Raw genomic sequence first — 13,479 nt, 5'->3', positions numbered from 1 at the left:
TTTCGGCACAGCGGTGGCTGACGGACGCTCAGCCCGGTGCCCGCCCGACGGAGCGCGGCGGGAGGTCCCGGAGGCGCTCGTGCGAGCAGTCCCGGAGGCGGTCGTGCGGGCGGTCCCGGGGGCGTTCGCGAGGGCGGCCCCGGAGGCCGTCCCGAGGGCGTTCATGGGGTGCTCCCGGAGGCGTTCGTGGGTCCCGGAGGCCCTCCCGGGGGCGGGCCGGGCCGACCGGGGTGGGGGCGGCGACGCGCCGGGCCGGCGCGGGTCAGTGCAGGACGGCGGCGCCGAGCAGGCTGAGGCCGCCGGCCAGGGCGCTGGTGCCCAGCAGCGTCCAGAACAGGTCGCTGAGCAGCGCGGGCGCCGCGTCCGCACCGGCCAGCACCACCCGGTCGGGCCGCCGAGCGTCGTAGGCGACCTGGACGTTCGTCCCGGGCCGCAGCCGTGCCGGGCGGCGCAGCGGCGTGTGCCCGCGCGGCCGGGCCAAGGCGGTGCCCGGCGGTGGCGCGGTACCGGCTGCGGCGGTACCCGCCGTGGCGGTCCGCGTCACCGGGGCACCGCTCGCGGCGCCGGCGGGCGGCCCTGTGTCGGGGACGGCCCGCAGCGGCGCGCCGTCGGTGCGGCCCGCCACCGGGTAGGCCAGCAGCGGTGCGCTGTCCAACTCGCCGAAGGCGTCGCCGTACGGTTCCAGGCGCGGGCCGCCGCCGCGGTCGTCATCCGCCACGACCCGCGCGGTGACCCGGACGCCGTGCCGGCGGAGGCGGTGGCGAAGGCGCAGTTCCACGGCGCACCAGAGCAGGAGTGCGCTGCCGAACAGCGTGAGCACGACCCCGGCCGCCGATGCCGTCGGAACCTCCACCCCTGCCCCCTCGCCCGTTGTCCACAAGCCTGTGGACAGACAGTCGCAGGCCACGGACAACCCCGGACCGACGTTCGACGTACGGTGGGGAACGCCGAAGCCACCAGGAGGTGAACAGCCGACCGGCCGCGGGGCCTCCCTCGCTCGCGCGGAGCGAGCGTCAGGCCGTCACCGGCTCGATGAAGCCCTGCTCCGTCAGCATCCGCAGCGACTCCGGCACCCGGTCCCGCAGCACCACCCGCTCCTCGCCGAGCAGTTGCGCGATCGCGTCGACGATGTCGCCCGCTGCCAGGGTCCCGTCGCAGACGCCCACGAAACCGGCCCCGACCGTGTCCACCTTGGTCGCCCGGCGCATGCCCCGGTTGTGACGGAGGATCACGTGCTCGGGATCGTCCGCCCCCGGTGCGCCCACCTGCTCCTGGACCACCTCGTCGGCCAGCACGTACCTGGCCGCCAGCAGCGCCGCGTCGTCGTGCGACCGCAGGAAGTCCTGCCGGGCGAACCAGCGGTCGATGTGCGGGCCGAGCGGCTGCTCGACCGGGTGCGGCCACTCCTCGACCCGTACGGTCGGCTCGGCCGCCCCGCCGGCCCGCAGGGTGATCCAGCCGAAGCCGACGCCCTCGACCCCGGCCGCCTCGAACGCGTCCAGCCACTGCGCGTAGCGGTCCTGGTAGTCGGAGCCGGGCCCGCGGTGGTCACCGCCGTCGCGCAGCCAGAGCTCCGCGTACTCGGCGACGTCCTGGACCTGGCGCTGCACGACCCAGGCGTCCAGCCCCGTCCCGGCCACCCAGCCGGCCAGCCGGTCGTGCCAGTCCTCGCCCTTGACGTGCTGCCAGTTGGCCAGCAGGTGACAGTAACCGCCGGGCTCCAGATGGCTCGCGGCGTTGCGGACCAGTGTGCGGCAGAGGTCGTCCCCGGCCATGCCGCCGTCCCGGTAGACGAACCGGCTCCCGGGCGAGATCACGAACGGCGGGTTGGAGACGATCAGGTCGAACCTCCGCCCGGCCACCGGCTCGAACAGGCTGCCCTCGACGACCTCGACGTCCGCGAAGCCGGAGAGCGCCAGCGTCAGCCGGGTGAAGTGCAGGGCGCGCGGGTTGAGGTCGGTGGCGGTGACTCGCTGGGCGTGGCGGGCCGCGTGCAGCGTCTGCACTCCGGAGCCGGAACCGAGGTCCAGCGCCGACCCGACCGGCCGACGGACGGTCAGGTTGGCCAGCGTGGTGGAGGCGCCGCCCACCCCGAGCACCAGGTCCTTGCGCACCACCCCGGCGGCGGTCTCCCCCGAACCGATCCCGCCGGCCCCGCCGACGGCGCAGCCCAGGTCGGACACCACCCAGGCGTCCGCGCTGTCCAGCCCGTCCACCTCGTTCGCGTAGGGGCGCACGTCGACGGTGGCCCGCAGCTCGTCGCCGTCGCGCCGCAGCCAGCCGTCGGCCAGGCAGTTCTCCACCGGCAGCGCCGCGGCACCGGCGGCGTACGGCACGGGCTGCTGCAGCAGGAACAGCCGCACCAGCGTCTCCAGCGGTGTCCCGCCACGGGTCGCCCGGAGCGCGGGCACCGCCTCGCTGCGGGCCAGGGCCGCGTAGCCGGTGGGCCCGAGCAGGTCCAGGCAGCCGTCGGCGGTGAAGGAAGCGGCGAGCAGCGCCTCGCGGAGTTCGGCGAGGCGGGCAGGGTCGAGTGCGGGGCTACTGGTCACCCCGCCATTGTCCCCCGCCGCCGTCCGCAGGCCGTCCCGGCGACCGCCCGGCGCGGGCGCGGGTGGCTCAGCCGGTCGGGGAGGCGGCCGAGGACGCGGCCGGAGTGGCGGCTGCCGACCCGGCGGGGGCGGGCGCGGACTCGCCGCCCTGCGGCGCGGGCGCGCCGGAGCCGGAGACCGCCGGCGAGGCACCGGGCGCCCCGGGGGCGGTCGTGCCGGCGCCGGGTGCGCCGGTGTCGGCCGTACCGGCGCCCGGGGCGGCGGCGGGGGTCGCGGCCTTGCACCCCTGCTGCTTCTTGAGCGCGTCACCCAGCTCGCCGCTCTGCAGCCGGTTCATCGCCTGGCTGGAGAGCCGGGACAGCCGCTGCACCTGGTCCCCGACGCTGCGCAGACCGTCGGCGAACTTCGCCTGGTCGGCGACGGTCAGGGCGTCGAGCTTCTTCTGGGCGTCCTGGTAGCCCTGGGCGGCCTGCTTCAGCTCGCTGACGGCGTCCTGCTGGACGTTCACGCCGTCGTCGACCTTCGGCGCGCCGGCCTTGTCGATGGCGTCCGCGAGGTCCTGGTTGGTCTTCCCGAGGGCGGCGAGGTCTGCGGAGAGCCGCTTCTGGAGGTCGGCCGGCGCCTCCTCGGGCTGCACCTTGGCGGTGTCCGCGAGGGCGGTCCGGGACTGCGCGATCGGCGTCTGGGCCGCATCGCACAGGCCCTTGGCCCACGTGCCGAGCTGGGCGGTGTTGTCCTCGTCGCACGCGGTCACGCCGAACACGAGGGCCACTCCGAGCGCGGACGCGGCCAGCTGTCGCTTGTTCACCAGTGGGGCCCTTTCGGCGGTCCGGGTCATCGACCTGCGAACCTACACGGCCGCCCGGCCCCGCCGCACCGGCCGGTCCCGGGGCAGCGGCGGCCCCGGGGACGGGAGCGGGGCGGGCCCGGGACCGAACGCGGCCACGGGAGCGCACAACGCCGCAGCTCAGGCCCGCTCGGCGCGGATGGGGTCATCGTCGCGGACGGTCCCGAGGACCTCGGCATCCCCCTCCAACTCCCCGAGGACGGTGCGGAGGACGTTGGTGAGGACATTGGGGAGGACGTCGGTGAGGACGTTGCAGGGGGAGGCCGGCCGGCATCCGCCGTCGCCCGAGAGATCGGTGTGGGCCCGTACGGAAGCGCCGGGCTGACCCGCGTCGGTCCGGAACGCCACCGTGCCCGGCCCAACGACCTGACGGGCGCCCGCCTCGGCGGGCACGCTGACGGGGGCGCCGAAGTAGGCCTCCTCACCCCAGGTGTTCGCCGAGGAACTCATCGGCAGGGCAGCTCGGACGGCCTCCGAGGTAGGGGTGGCGCGCAGCAGCGCGGTCGCCTGCCCGGCAGGCCAGAGACCTCATACCCGAGGGGGCGAGCCGGGGCGGGGAGCCGAATGGACGGCAGGGGCCCGGGCGGGCCGGTCTGGACACACGTCAGAACGGACCCGTGCCAGGTCGGGCCGGCGTTCGGGCCGCGCCCGGCGCTTCGCGTCCTCGCGCCCGGTCTCAGACCTCGACCGAGACATTGGCGATCGGCCAACTCATCCGGATCAGGCCTCCCTCGGCGCCGTTGCCCACCTCGACGTCCTCGACGAGCCCGGTGATCACCGCGAGGCCGAGGTCGTCCTCGCCCGCCTCCGCCTGCTCGCCGTCGGAGGTCGAACCGATCGGGCCGGCCTCGTCCTCGACCTCGATGAGGAAACGCTTCTCCAGCTCGGTCAACGCGACCCGGACCGTCCCGTCGGTACCACCCCGCTGCTGCAGACCGACCGCACGCGAGCATGCCTCGCCCACCGCGAGCCGGACCTCGTCCAGAACCGACTCGTCGACCCCGACGCGTCTCGCCACGGCAGCCGCCACCAGGCGGGCCGTGCGCACGTGCTCGGGGAGCGCGCTGAATCGAAGTTCGACGGTTGCCATCAATCCCCCTCCGGGGTTACTCCGCGTAACCGGGCCGGAGCACGACGGCTCCCGACCACCGCACGGGCAGTGTCGGCCTCCCGGGCCGGCGGGGACGCGAACGGCGCCCCCACCGACACACGAGAAGCGATCAGTCGGTCGCCGAGACAGCCTCGTCCACAGAGGTGTGGATCGGGAACACCTTGGTGAGACCGGTGATCCGGAAGATCTTCAGGATGCGCTCCTGGTTGCACACCAGACGGAGCGATCCCTCATGCGCCCGGACCCGCTTGAGGCCACCGACCAGCACACCGAGACCGGTCGAGTCCAGGAAGTCAACGCCCTCCATGTCGACGACCAGGTGGTAACTGCCGTCGTTGACGAGCTCGACCAGCTGCTCGCGCAGCTTCGGGGCGGTGTACACATCGATCTCGCCGCCAACCTCGACGACCGTGCGATCGCCGACTGTACGGGTCGACAGGGACAGGTCCACGGAACCTCCAGCACCTTGCCTTGCTACGTCATTGCGATCTTCGGCCAGGTGGCCGCCACCGCGTGGTCGCAGGCCAGGGGCGTAACAAGCCGTGGCTCTGCCTCGGCACTGCGACCCTCGGCCATGCGGCCGTCACGGCCTCATTCAACCACTTGTGACCATGCCCGCACGATGGCTTGGGGCGATTCTCCGTCACGCCGGTGACACACTGGGTCCTCATGCCGCCCCGTCAACACCAGCCCGAGGCTCTGCTCGCGACCCTGTCCACCGACCGGGGCCGGTCGGACCGCCTCACCCATACGGAGCATCTGCCCGCCCGTGCCGCCCGCTACGCACCCTGGCCCGAGGGAATCCGGGCGGAGGTGGTGGAGGCCGCCGCAGCGCTCGGAGTGACCGAGCCGTGGGCCCACCAGGCAGAAGCCATGCGACTCGCCGCGGCTGGGCGGACCGTGGTGATCGCCACGGGCACCGCCTCGGGCAAGTCGCTCGGCTACCTGGCCCCCGTGCTCAGCGATCTGCTGGACGGTACCGAGGCCCGCAACGGCCGCGGTGCGACGGCGCTCTACCTGGCCCCGACCAAGGCCCTGGCCGCGGACCAGCGCCGGCGGGCCGCCGAACTGGTGCCCGGCCGGGTGCGGGTCGCGCTCTACGACGGCGACACCCCCGGCGAGGAACGCGAGTGGGTCCGCCAGTACGCCTCGTACGTGCTGACCAACCCGGACATGCTGCACCGGAGCATCCTGCCCGCCCATCCCCGCTGGGCCTCCTTCCTCAAGGCGCTCTCGTACGTCGTCATCGACGAGTGCCACAGCTACCGCGGTGTCTTCGGCTCCCACGTCGCCCAGGTGCTCCGCCGGCTGAGGAGGCTGTGCGCCCGCTACGGCTCCGACCCGACCTTCCTGCTCGCCTCGGCCACCACCGCCGAACCCGCCGCCACCGCGGAACGGCTGACCGGCCTGCCCGCGGTCGCCGTCACCGACGACGCCTCGCCCCGCGGGCCGCTGGTCTTCGGCCTCTGGGAGCCCCCGCTGACCGAGAACGTCGGCGAGCACGGCGCCCCGGTCCGCCGCACCGCCACCGCGGAGGCCGGGTACCTGCTGACCGAGCTGGTCGAGAGCGGCACGAGGACGGTCGTCTTCGTGCGTTCCCGACGCGGCGCGGAGCTGGTCGCCCTGCAGGCCCAGGACCAGCTGGGCAGCCCCCTGGCCGGCCGGGTCGCCGCATACCGGGGCGGGTACCTGGCCGAGGAGCGCCGGGCCATCGAACGCGATCTGCAGTCCGGTCGACTGCTCGGGCTGGCGTCCACGTCCGCCCTGGAGCTCGGGGTGGACGTATCGGGCCTGGATGCCGTGCTGATGGCGGGCTACCCGGGCACACGGGCCTCGCTGTGGCAGCAGGCCGGCCGGGCGGGTCGCGAGGCGCAGGGCGCGCTGGCCGTACTGATCGCCCGGGACGACCCGCTGGACACGTACCTGGTGCACCACCCCGAGGCGCTGTTCGCGACCCCGGTCGAGGCCACCGTGCTGGACCCGGACAACCCGCACGTGCTGGCTCCGCACCTGTGCGCCGCAGCCGCCGAACTCCCGCTGACCGAACCGGACCTCGCATTGTTCGGCCCGTCCGCCGGCCCGCTGCTGCCCGTGCTGGAACGGCGCGGGCTGCTGCGGCGGCGCGGTGACGGCTCCTGGTACTGGACCCGCCGCGAACGCGCCGTCGACCGGGTGGACCTCCGGGGCAGCGGGGGCAGCCCGGTGCAGATCGTGGAGGCGCCGACCGGTCGGCTGCTCGGCACCGTGGACGCCGCCGCCGCGCACACCGCCGTCCACACCGGCGCCGTCCACCTCCACCAGGGCCGCACCTACCTCGTCCGCGACCTCGACCTGGAGACCTCCGTCGCCCTGGTCGACCAGGCCGACCCGCCCTACACCACGGCGGCCCGCGACATCACCTCCATCTCCGTGCTGTCCACCGACACCACCGTGCCCTGGGGAGAAGCCCGGCTCAGCTTCGGGTCGGTGGAGGTGGTCAACCAGGTCGTCGGGTACCTGCGCAAGCGGATCGCCACCGGGGAGATCATGGGCGAGAGCAAGCTCGACCTCCCGCCCAGGACACTGCGCACCCGGGCCGTCTGGTGGTCCGTCACCGAGGACCAGCTGCTCGACGCCGACATCCCGGTCGACCAGTTGCCCGGCGCCGCCCATGCGGCCGAGCACGCCTCGATCGGCCTGCTTCCGCTCTTCGCCACCTGCGACCGGTGGGACATCGGCGGAGTGTCCGTACCGCTGCACCCCGACACCGGCCTCCCGACCGTCTTCGTGTACGACGGCCACTCCGGCGGCGCCGGCTTCGCCGAGCGGGGATTCCGGCGTGCCGTGGAATGGCTGACCGCGACCCGGGACGCCATCGCCGCCTGCGAGTGCGACCGCGGCTGCCCGTCCTGCGTGCAGTCACCGAAGTGCGGCAACGGCAACGACCCGCTGGACAAGGCCGCAGCCGTCCGGCTGCTCGGGATCCTGCTGGCCGGAGCCCCGCATCCGCCCGCCGCGGAGCGCGGAGAGCGCTCGGACACCGTCCCCCCGGGTGTGGACCGACCCACGGGCTGATCCACACCCCTGGCCGCGAAGGGCGAGGTGGCCGGCTGAGTCGGCCCGGACGCCTCAGCCACCTCCTTCCCTTGCTCGGCCACCTCTTCCGCGGGCAGGGCCGGTGTCCACAACGGGCCGGCGCGGGAGCGCGCCTCGGCAGGTCCGATCGGCACGGACAGCCCCCGCACCGGGACCTGGACCGTCACCTCCACACTGTCCTCACCGGTCCCACCGGATCTGTCGGTCCCGGCCGTTCCGCCTGTTCCGGCGGTCCCGCCGAGCGACGGCGAGCAGGACACCAGCTCGGCCTGGTTCAGCGCGGCGATCGCGGCGGCTCTCGCACAGCCGCCGTCAGGGTCGATCAGCAGCCGGTCCGCCGCGGCGAGTGCTGCCAGGTCGGCCGCCGACTCGGCTCGGTGGCGTGCGGCCACAACCGCCCCGACCTCCAGGCTGACGGCGAAGACCGCACAGCCGAGCAGGGCCAGGCCCACCAGCCAGACCGAGGCCGAGCCGCGGTCGCCCGGGGCCATCGGCGGGCGGCGCACTCCCGGGAGGATCCGGCGTGTCGGTGACCTCAGGACGGCCATGGGCTGACTCCCCCGTCCGAGGTGGCCAACACATCCTCGCGAGCCGCCACCGCGGTTGCCCGCAGCCGGACCGAGAGCGCCGCACCGAGACGGCCTGGTCCAGGACACGGCGCCTCCACGGTCACGGTGACCGTCCGGCTGTCCTCGACGACCTCGACCGAGGCACCGTTGGGCGCCGCGGCGCGGGCCAGCGCGGCCACATCGGGTTCCCCTCGCGCAGCCGCGCGAGCGGCCACCCGGGCGGCGTCCACGCAGCGGATCTGGCCGGCTGCGGCCATCACGCCCCAGAGGAGCATCGCGGTGAGGAGGACCAGGGCCGGGAGGGCCACCGCGGTCTCCGCCGTCACGAACCCCGCGTCGCTCCTGCGGACCGGCCGCGGCATCCGCCACCTCCGTCTGCTCCGGTCACACCGCATGGAGCGCCCGGTCCAGGACTCCCGACAGGGCGTCGGTGACGGTCCCGCTGGTCACCACGCGGTAGAGGATCGCCGCGAAGGCACAGGCGGCGACCGTGCCGATGGCGTACTCGGCCGTCGTCATGCCGGCGTCCCGGCCGCCGCCCCGGAGCGTTCGCACCCTGGCACGCAGCCAGGTGGCGTGGTGGCCGACGAGACGGCGCAAGGAGTGGCAGCGGACGGAGTGGCGTCGGTTGTCCTGGGTCGGGTTCACGGGTGGACTCCTTCGTGGGTCAGGTGTGGGCAGAGCGGTCGAACGTCGGTGCCGGATGCTGGACGCTGGCTCCCAGGCACGCCCGGACTACCGACACGCGGTGCGAGCCCTCCGGTCACAGTCGTTGCGCGAAGTGCGCCGTCAGCCCGATCACCACGGGTACGACGCCGATGAGGACGAACGCGGGTAGGAAGCACGCGCCCAGCGGTGCGGTCGCCAGGACACCGGCCCGCCGGGCCCTGATGTGGGCCGCGCGGCCCGCCACCGCCCGGTGAGCGTGCGCGAGGCCGCTGAGGGCCTCGACGGGTGGGGCGCCGCTGAGGCTGGTCCGGACGAGACATCGGGCCAGCGGAGCGAGCGGCGGGCAGTCGGCGGCGAGCCGGCCCCAGCCGGACTCCGGGGACGCCCCGAGCGAGAGCTGGGCCACCACGGCCTCCAGCCGTGAGCTCATGGGCGCGTCCACGCTTCGGGCCACCGCTGCGACGGCCTGGCCCGGAGCGGTGCAGGAGCCGAGGCAGGCCGCCAGGAGATCTGCGGTCAACGGGAGTTGCCGGACCAGCTGATCCTGCTCCCGCGCGGCCCGACGGGCAGCCGGCGACCGCGCCCTGGGCGTCCACCTCCACAACACGGCACCGGCCAGAACGCCGACCGGGATCCCGATCAGGCCCCCGAACACCATCAACATGACGAACACGACGGGGACGGCGACCAGGAGGCCTGTCCCGTCGAGCGGCGGGATCCGCCGGATCCGCGCCGCCTCCGCCCACCGCAGCCCGGCAGAGCGCCAACGGGGCGCGCGGACCAGGCGCGGCAGACACCTCCCCAGACGGCACCTGGCCGCACGTCGCCTGACGGCGCATCGGAGCTTGGCCGCCGACCCGACCAACCCCGCCGCCACGACCAGCAGCACCGGGCCGTCCCACAGCGGCAGATCCATCACGCGCCCGCTCCGAGCGCCGCCGTACGGGTGCGGGAGAGCCCGCACGCGAGCGTCCCGTACGGCTGCCCGGTCTCCGAGCGCCGGCCACGCGTCTTCGAGGGTTCCAGCGCGTCTGTCGGAGCCTCCACGGCCCGCACGATGCGCGACGTCCACCACAGACCCGCCGCCTCGAGCAGCACCCCGCCCAGCAGACATCCCAGACCCACCGGGGTGTGCAGGAGGATCCGTACCGGCTGCGCGCCGAGCGCCAGCCCGAGCAGCGCCCCGACGAACGGCAGCACGGCCAGCATCACGGCCGTGGCCCGTGGGCCCGCGAGCTCACCCGCGATCTCCTCCGCCAGTGCCCGGTCGGCACGCAGAGCCTCCGCCACCTGGTCCAGCCCTACCGCAAGGCTCGTCCCGCTCACGGTGGTGACCTCCCAACAGGCGGCGACCGCGGCGGCGCCCCGTCCACCGGGCATCTCGGCCGCCAGTCGCAGGGCGGCCGGGACGTCCGCTCCGTACCGGGCCGCCGTGAGCCGCGCCGTGGGCTCTGCTCCGAGCGTGCTCCACAGTTCCGGTCCCGACCGGGTGATCACCGCGTTCAGTGCCTGCTCGGCGGTCGCACCGCTGCGCAGTTCGGCGGACAGCCCGGCGCACAGGTCGATCACTGCCGCGGACCGGCGGCGGGCCTCCACCCTTCTCCTGCGGCACCGGCGCCACCGGTACAGCGGCCGGATGCCCGCGGCGGCACCCAGCACCGGTACCACGGACTCGGCGAGCTCCCCGAGAGCCAGGCCAGCCGGCAGCAGAAGCAACTCCGGGACCAACCAGGGCGGCCGGGCAGGTCCCCGCCGACCGCGCAGCCACCGGCCCCGGATCCACCAGCGAACCCAGCGCCCGCCCTCACCGCAGCGCGGTGTGCCCAGCAGGGCACGAGTGCGGCGGCTCGCCCGTGTTCTTCGCCGCAGCCCCCGCTGGCCGAGCCAGAGGCCGGCCACGGCGCCGCTCAGCGTTGTGAGGGCCGGCAGCAGCTCAGCTGTGGTCATCTCGACTCCCAGGGCCTCGGTTCCCGTCACCGGTTCCTCCTGACCGCCGACTGGAGCAACCACCACGCCGCCCCCGCCGCCGCGCAGAGCAACAGCACGCAGACCAGGTCGACCTGGTGCGCAGTCATCACAGCCTCCTCGGGAGTTCGACACCCCGGGCCTCGCACCGCAGGCGCAACCCGTCCCAGCCGGGACCCGACCGGCAGCCACCGTCGGCGGCGAAGGACACCGCGGGGACGGCCCGGGCGAGTCCGTCACCGTCGCCGGTGAGGATGTGCAGGGCCGAGACCCGCCGTCGGCCCGTCGCCGCGTCACGGACCAGGTGGACGATGACGTCCAGCGCCGCGCGCAACTGGCTGTGCAGCGCGGGACGGTCCAGGCCGGCGAGCGAGCCGAGCGCCTCCAGCCGCACCGGCACGTCGTCCGCGGAGTTCGCGTGGACCGTGCCGGAGCCGCCCTCGTGTCCGGTGTTCAGCGCGGCGAGCAGGTCGACCACCTCCGCGCCGCGCACCTCCCCGACGACCACGCGGTCGGGACGCATCCGCAGTGCCTGCCTGACCAGGTCCCGCAGGGTGAGCTCGCCCCGCCCCTCCTGGTTCGGCGGACGGCCCTGGAGCCGGACGACGTGCGGGTGGTCGGGCCTGAGCTCGGAGGAGTCCTCGGCCAGGACGATCCGCTCGTCGGGGGCGACCAACCCGAGCAGGGCCGCGAGCAGCGTGGTCTTGTCGATCCCCCCTGAGTGCCACCACTAGAAGTCCCCCCGCTCTAGCGCATCACATGAGCGGAGATCAGAGCATGCGAGCACTCATCGCGGTCCGGCTGTCGAACGTCACCGACAACACGACAAGCCCGACACGGCAGCGCAAGAAGTCTCAGGGGTGGTGCGACGGCAACGGGGCCAGGGTAGTTGGCGAAGCGCTCGACCTGGACGTGTCAGCGTCGAAGGTCGCGCCCTTCAAACGCCCGGAGTTGGGTAAGTGGCTTGCCAAGCCAGACGAGTACGACGCAATCGTTTTCTGGCGGCTTGACCGTGCGGTTAGGTCTATGGCGGACATGGCGACGCTGGGCCAGTGGGCCAAGACTCACGGAAAGCTTCTCGTGTTCGCCGAAGGCCCAGGCGGCGCGCCCCTGGTACTAGATATGCGCGCTACCTCACTTGTTTCCGAACTCATCATCATGCTTCTCGCTTTCGCCGCACAGATGGAGGCAGAAGCAATCAAGGAACGAGTCCAGGGCTCGCGAGCCGAACTCCGATCGCAAGGGCGTTGGCATGGTGGCCGAATTCCCTACGGCTGGACTGTCATTGAAAACCCGAACGGCAAGGGATGGGTGCTGGTTGAATGCCCGGAAACCGGCCCCATAGTCCGGGAGATCATCCGGCGAGTAATCGACGGAGATTCAATCTACTCGATAGCAAACGACCTTGACAGGCGAGAGGTGCCGACGGCTACCGATCTCGAAACGAAGCGCAAGACCGGAGCGCTTCCCGAGACGCTCAAGAAATGGGACCACCAGCAGATATCGCAAATGCTGCGCTCCGAGCATCTGCGCGGCTACACGCTCCATGACCCCAAGGCAACCGCCAAGCGGGAACGCCGTGCAGAAGGCGCAGACTTTGAGGCATGGGAAGGGCGCCCCCTGCTGGACAGCGACGGACACCCGCGCATCGACCGGCCACCACTGATCAATGACGACGACTGGTACAAGCTCCAAGAGGTCATGAAGACTAAGGAGCGACCCGAAGCCAGGATTAACAGCGCCGGGTCGAGGCTAGTCCGCGTCGCCTACTGCGGTGGAATAAACAAGGATGGCACTGCTTGCGACGAGCCCATGTATGGAGGCTCAAAGAAGCGCCTTAAGAACCGCAAATGGACTGGCGAGCACGTGCGCATCTACCGGTGCAAGATTCGTGGTACCGGCCACTCTGTGACCGTGGATGCCGATATTGTCGACCAGTGGGCGGAAGACGAGTTCCTTAAGCGTATCGGGAATTGGTCGGTCATGATGCAACTGGCCGACCGGGGAGAGGATCACTCGGCCGAGATTGCTCGTGTCAACGAGAGCATCGCGCGTCTCCGCCGAGACCGAGAAGCCGGACTGTACGACGAAGATGACGAAGCCGAATACGGCAGCATGATAGGCAAGCTTCTTAAGGAGCGAAAGAAGGTAAAGGCCCTTCCGTCCCGTCCGGCATCAATCGTTTCTGTTCCCACCGGCAAGACCTACGCCGATTTGTGGCACGAAGCAGACGAAGAAGGAAAGCGCCGCATGATGATGCGCGCTGGCGCGCGACTAGTTGTCAGCACAGGCAAGAGCATCGGCCCCCGCTTCAACTACGACCGCCTCTCGTTCGCTATCGGCGAGCACGACGACCCCGAGGCCGCCGAGCTTGAGGCGCTTGTCCAGGCTGCCTGACGGCCTCTGTGTGCCCCCCAGGCGCCCCGGCACGGCTCCGAGCCTGCCGGGGCTTCTCATGCCCGCTCAGCCCCGCGCGAAGGTACACCGCGCCCACTGCTGGCGTGGCGACCGATCCAGCGAGCCAGGCCCTGTCCAGCGGAAATGGTGTTTTGGCGTTTTGCTTCAAAATCTCAATCCCCCTCCGAAACTCACGAGGTAAACCGAGCAGCACAGCAAATCGCCAAACCACCATCTCGGACGACCCGAGGCGATCAGGAAGTCGTTGCGCTCTAGTTCCGTCAGAAGAGCTATCCG

12 protein-coding genes and 2 pseudogenes are annotated in these 13,479 nt (G+C 72.6%); 2 read left to right on the top strand and 12 right to left on the bottom strand.

Annotated elements, in window-relative coordinates; translation table 11 throughout:
• Positions 1–262: 262 nt before the first annotated feature.
• The 6 genes from ACIOFR_RS13425 to bldG all read right to left on the bottom strand — a co-directional run bounded on the left by ACIOFR_RS13425 (position 263) and on the right by bldG (position 4,958).
• Positions 263–853 carry a DUF3592 domain-containing protein gene (locus tag ACIOFR_RS13425; RefSeq protein ID WP_400995917.1) on the bottom strand — a complete coding sequence of 197 codons (591 nt, stop codon included), beginning with the start codon at positions 851–853 and terminating at the stop codon, positions 263–265.
• A gap of 160 nt (positions 854–1,013) precedes the next feature.
• The gene (locus ACIOFR_RS13420) at positions 1,014–2,549 is read right to left on the bottom strand and encodes a methyltransferase (RefSeq protein WP_400995915.1); all 1,536 of its coding nucleotides are present in this window, start codon (positions 2,547–2,549) and stop codon (positions 1,014–1,016) included.
• A 67-nt stretch (positions 2,550–2,616) separates the two neighbouring features.
• Positions 2,617–3,357: a hypothetical protein gene (locus tag ACIOFR_RS13415; RefSeq protein WP_400995913.1), complete on the bottom strand. Its 741-nt coding sequence runs from the start codon at positions 3,355–3,357 to the stop codon at positions 2,617–2,619.
• Positions 3,358–3,516: 159 nt separating this feature from the next.
• A complete protein-coding gene (locus tag ACIOFR_RS13410) occupies positions 3,517–3,891 on the bottom strand; it encodes a cyclophilin-like family protein (RefSeq protein WP_400996410.1) in 375 nt (124 codons plus the stop codon).
• 181 nt (positions 3,892–4,072) lie between these two features.
• Positions 4,073–4,486, bottom strand: coding sequence for an ATP-binding protein (locus ACIOFR_RS13405; protein WP_400995911.1), 414 nt, complete (start codon positions 4,484–4,486; stop codon positions 4,073–4,075).
• 130 nt (positions 4,487–4,616) lie between these two features.
• On the bottom strand, positions 4,617–4,958 hold the full coding sequence (bldG, locus tag ACIOFR_RS13400; protein ID WP_109448826.1) for an anti-sigma factor antagonist BldG: 342 nt from the start codon (positions 4,956–4,958) through the stop codon (positions 4,617–4,619).
• Between the two features lie 218 nt (positions 4,959–5,176).
• Between bldG and ACIOFR_RS13395 the strand changes: the two genes are divergently transcribed.
• On the top strand, positions 5,177–7,561 hold the full coding sequence (locus ACIOFR_RS13395; RefSeq protein WP_400995907.1) for a DEAD/DEAH box helicase: 2,385 nt from the start codon (positions 5,177–5,179) through the stop codon (positions 7,559–7,561).
• Positions 7,562–7,842: 281 nt separating this feature from the next.
• Here the strand turns inward: ACIOFR_RS13395 and ACIOFR_RS13390 are convergent.
• The 6 genes and pseudogenes from ACIOFR_RS13390 to ACIOFR_RS13365 form a co-directional block, all read right to left on the bottom strand.
• Positions 7,843–8,073 (bottom strand): annotated as a pseudogene (locus ACIOFR_RS13390) (Rv3654c family TadE-like protein); the annotation flags it as partial.
• Between the two features lie 44 nt (positions 8,074–8,117).
• Positions 8,118–8,477, bottom strand: a complete 360-nt coding sequence (locus tag ACIOFR_RS13385; RefSeq protein ID WP_400995905.1) for a TadE family type IV pilus minor pilin — start codon at positions 8,475–8,477, stop codon at positions 8,118–8,120.
• A 58-nt stretch (positions 8,478–8,535) separates the two neighbouring features.
• Complete coding sequence (locus ACIOFR_RS13380; protein ID WP_400996407.1) at positions 8,536–8,751, bottom strand: DUF4244 domain-containing protein; 216 nt, start codon at positions 8,749–8,751, stop codon at positions 8,536–8,538.
• Between the two features lie 163 nt (positions 8,752–8,914).
• On the bottom strand, positions 8,915–9,478 hold the full coding sequence (locus ACIOFR_RS13375) for a type II secretion system F family protein (RefSeq protein WP_400996405.1): 564 nt from the start codon (positions 9,476–9,478) through the stop codon (positions 8,915–8,917).
• Between the two features lie 257 nt (positions 9,479–9,735).
• Positions 9,736–10,416, bottom strand: a complete 681-nt coding sequence (locus ACIOFR_RS13370) for a type II secretion system F family protein (protein ID WP_400995902.1) — start codon at positions 10,414–10,416, stop codon at positions 9,736–9,738.
• Positions 10,417–10,894: 478 nt separating this feature from the next.
• Positions 10,895–11,500 (bottom strand): annotated as a pseudogene (locus tag ACIOFR_RS13365) (ATPase, T2SS/T4P/T4SS family); the annotation flags it as partial.
• 62 nt (positions 11,501–11,562) lie between these two features.
• Between ACIOFR_RS13365 and ACIOFR_RS13360 the strand changes: the two are divergent.
• Complete coding sequence (locus tag ACIOFR_RS13360) at positions 11,563–13,182, top strand: recombinase family protein (RefSeq protein WP_400995898.1); 1,620 nt, start codon at positions 11,563–11,565, stop codon at positions 13,180–13,182.
• The last annotated feature ends 297 nt before the right edge of the window (positions 13,183–13,479 follow it).

The organism is Kitasatospora sp. NPDC088346, assembly GCF_044740765.1.
In the GTDB taxonomy this organism is placed as follows: domain Bacteria; phylum Actinomycetota; class Actinomycetes; order Streptomycetales; family Streptomycetaceae; genus Kitasatospora.
The sequence above is the reverse complement of the archived record's forward strand: the minus strand, read 5'-3'. Positions and strand labels throughout refer to the sequence as shown.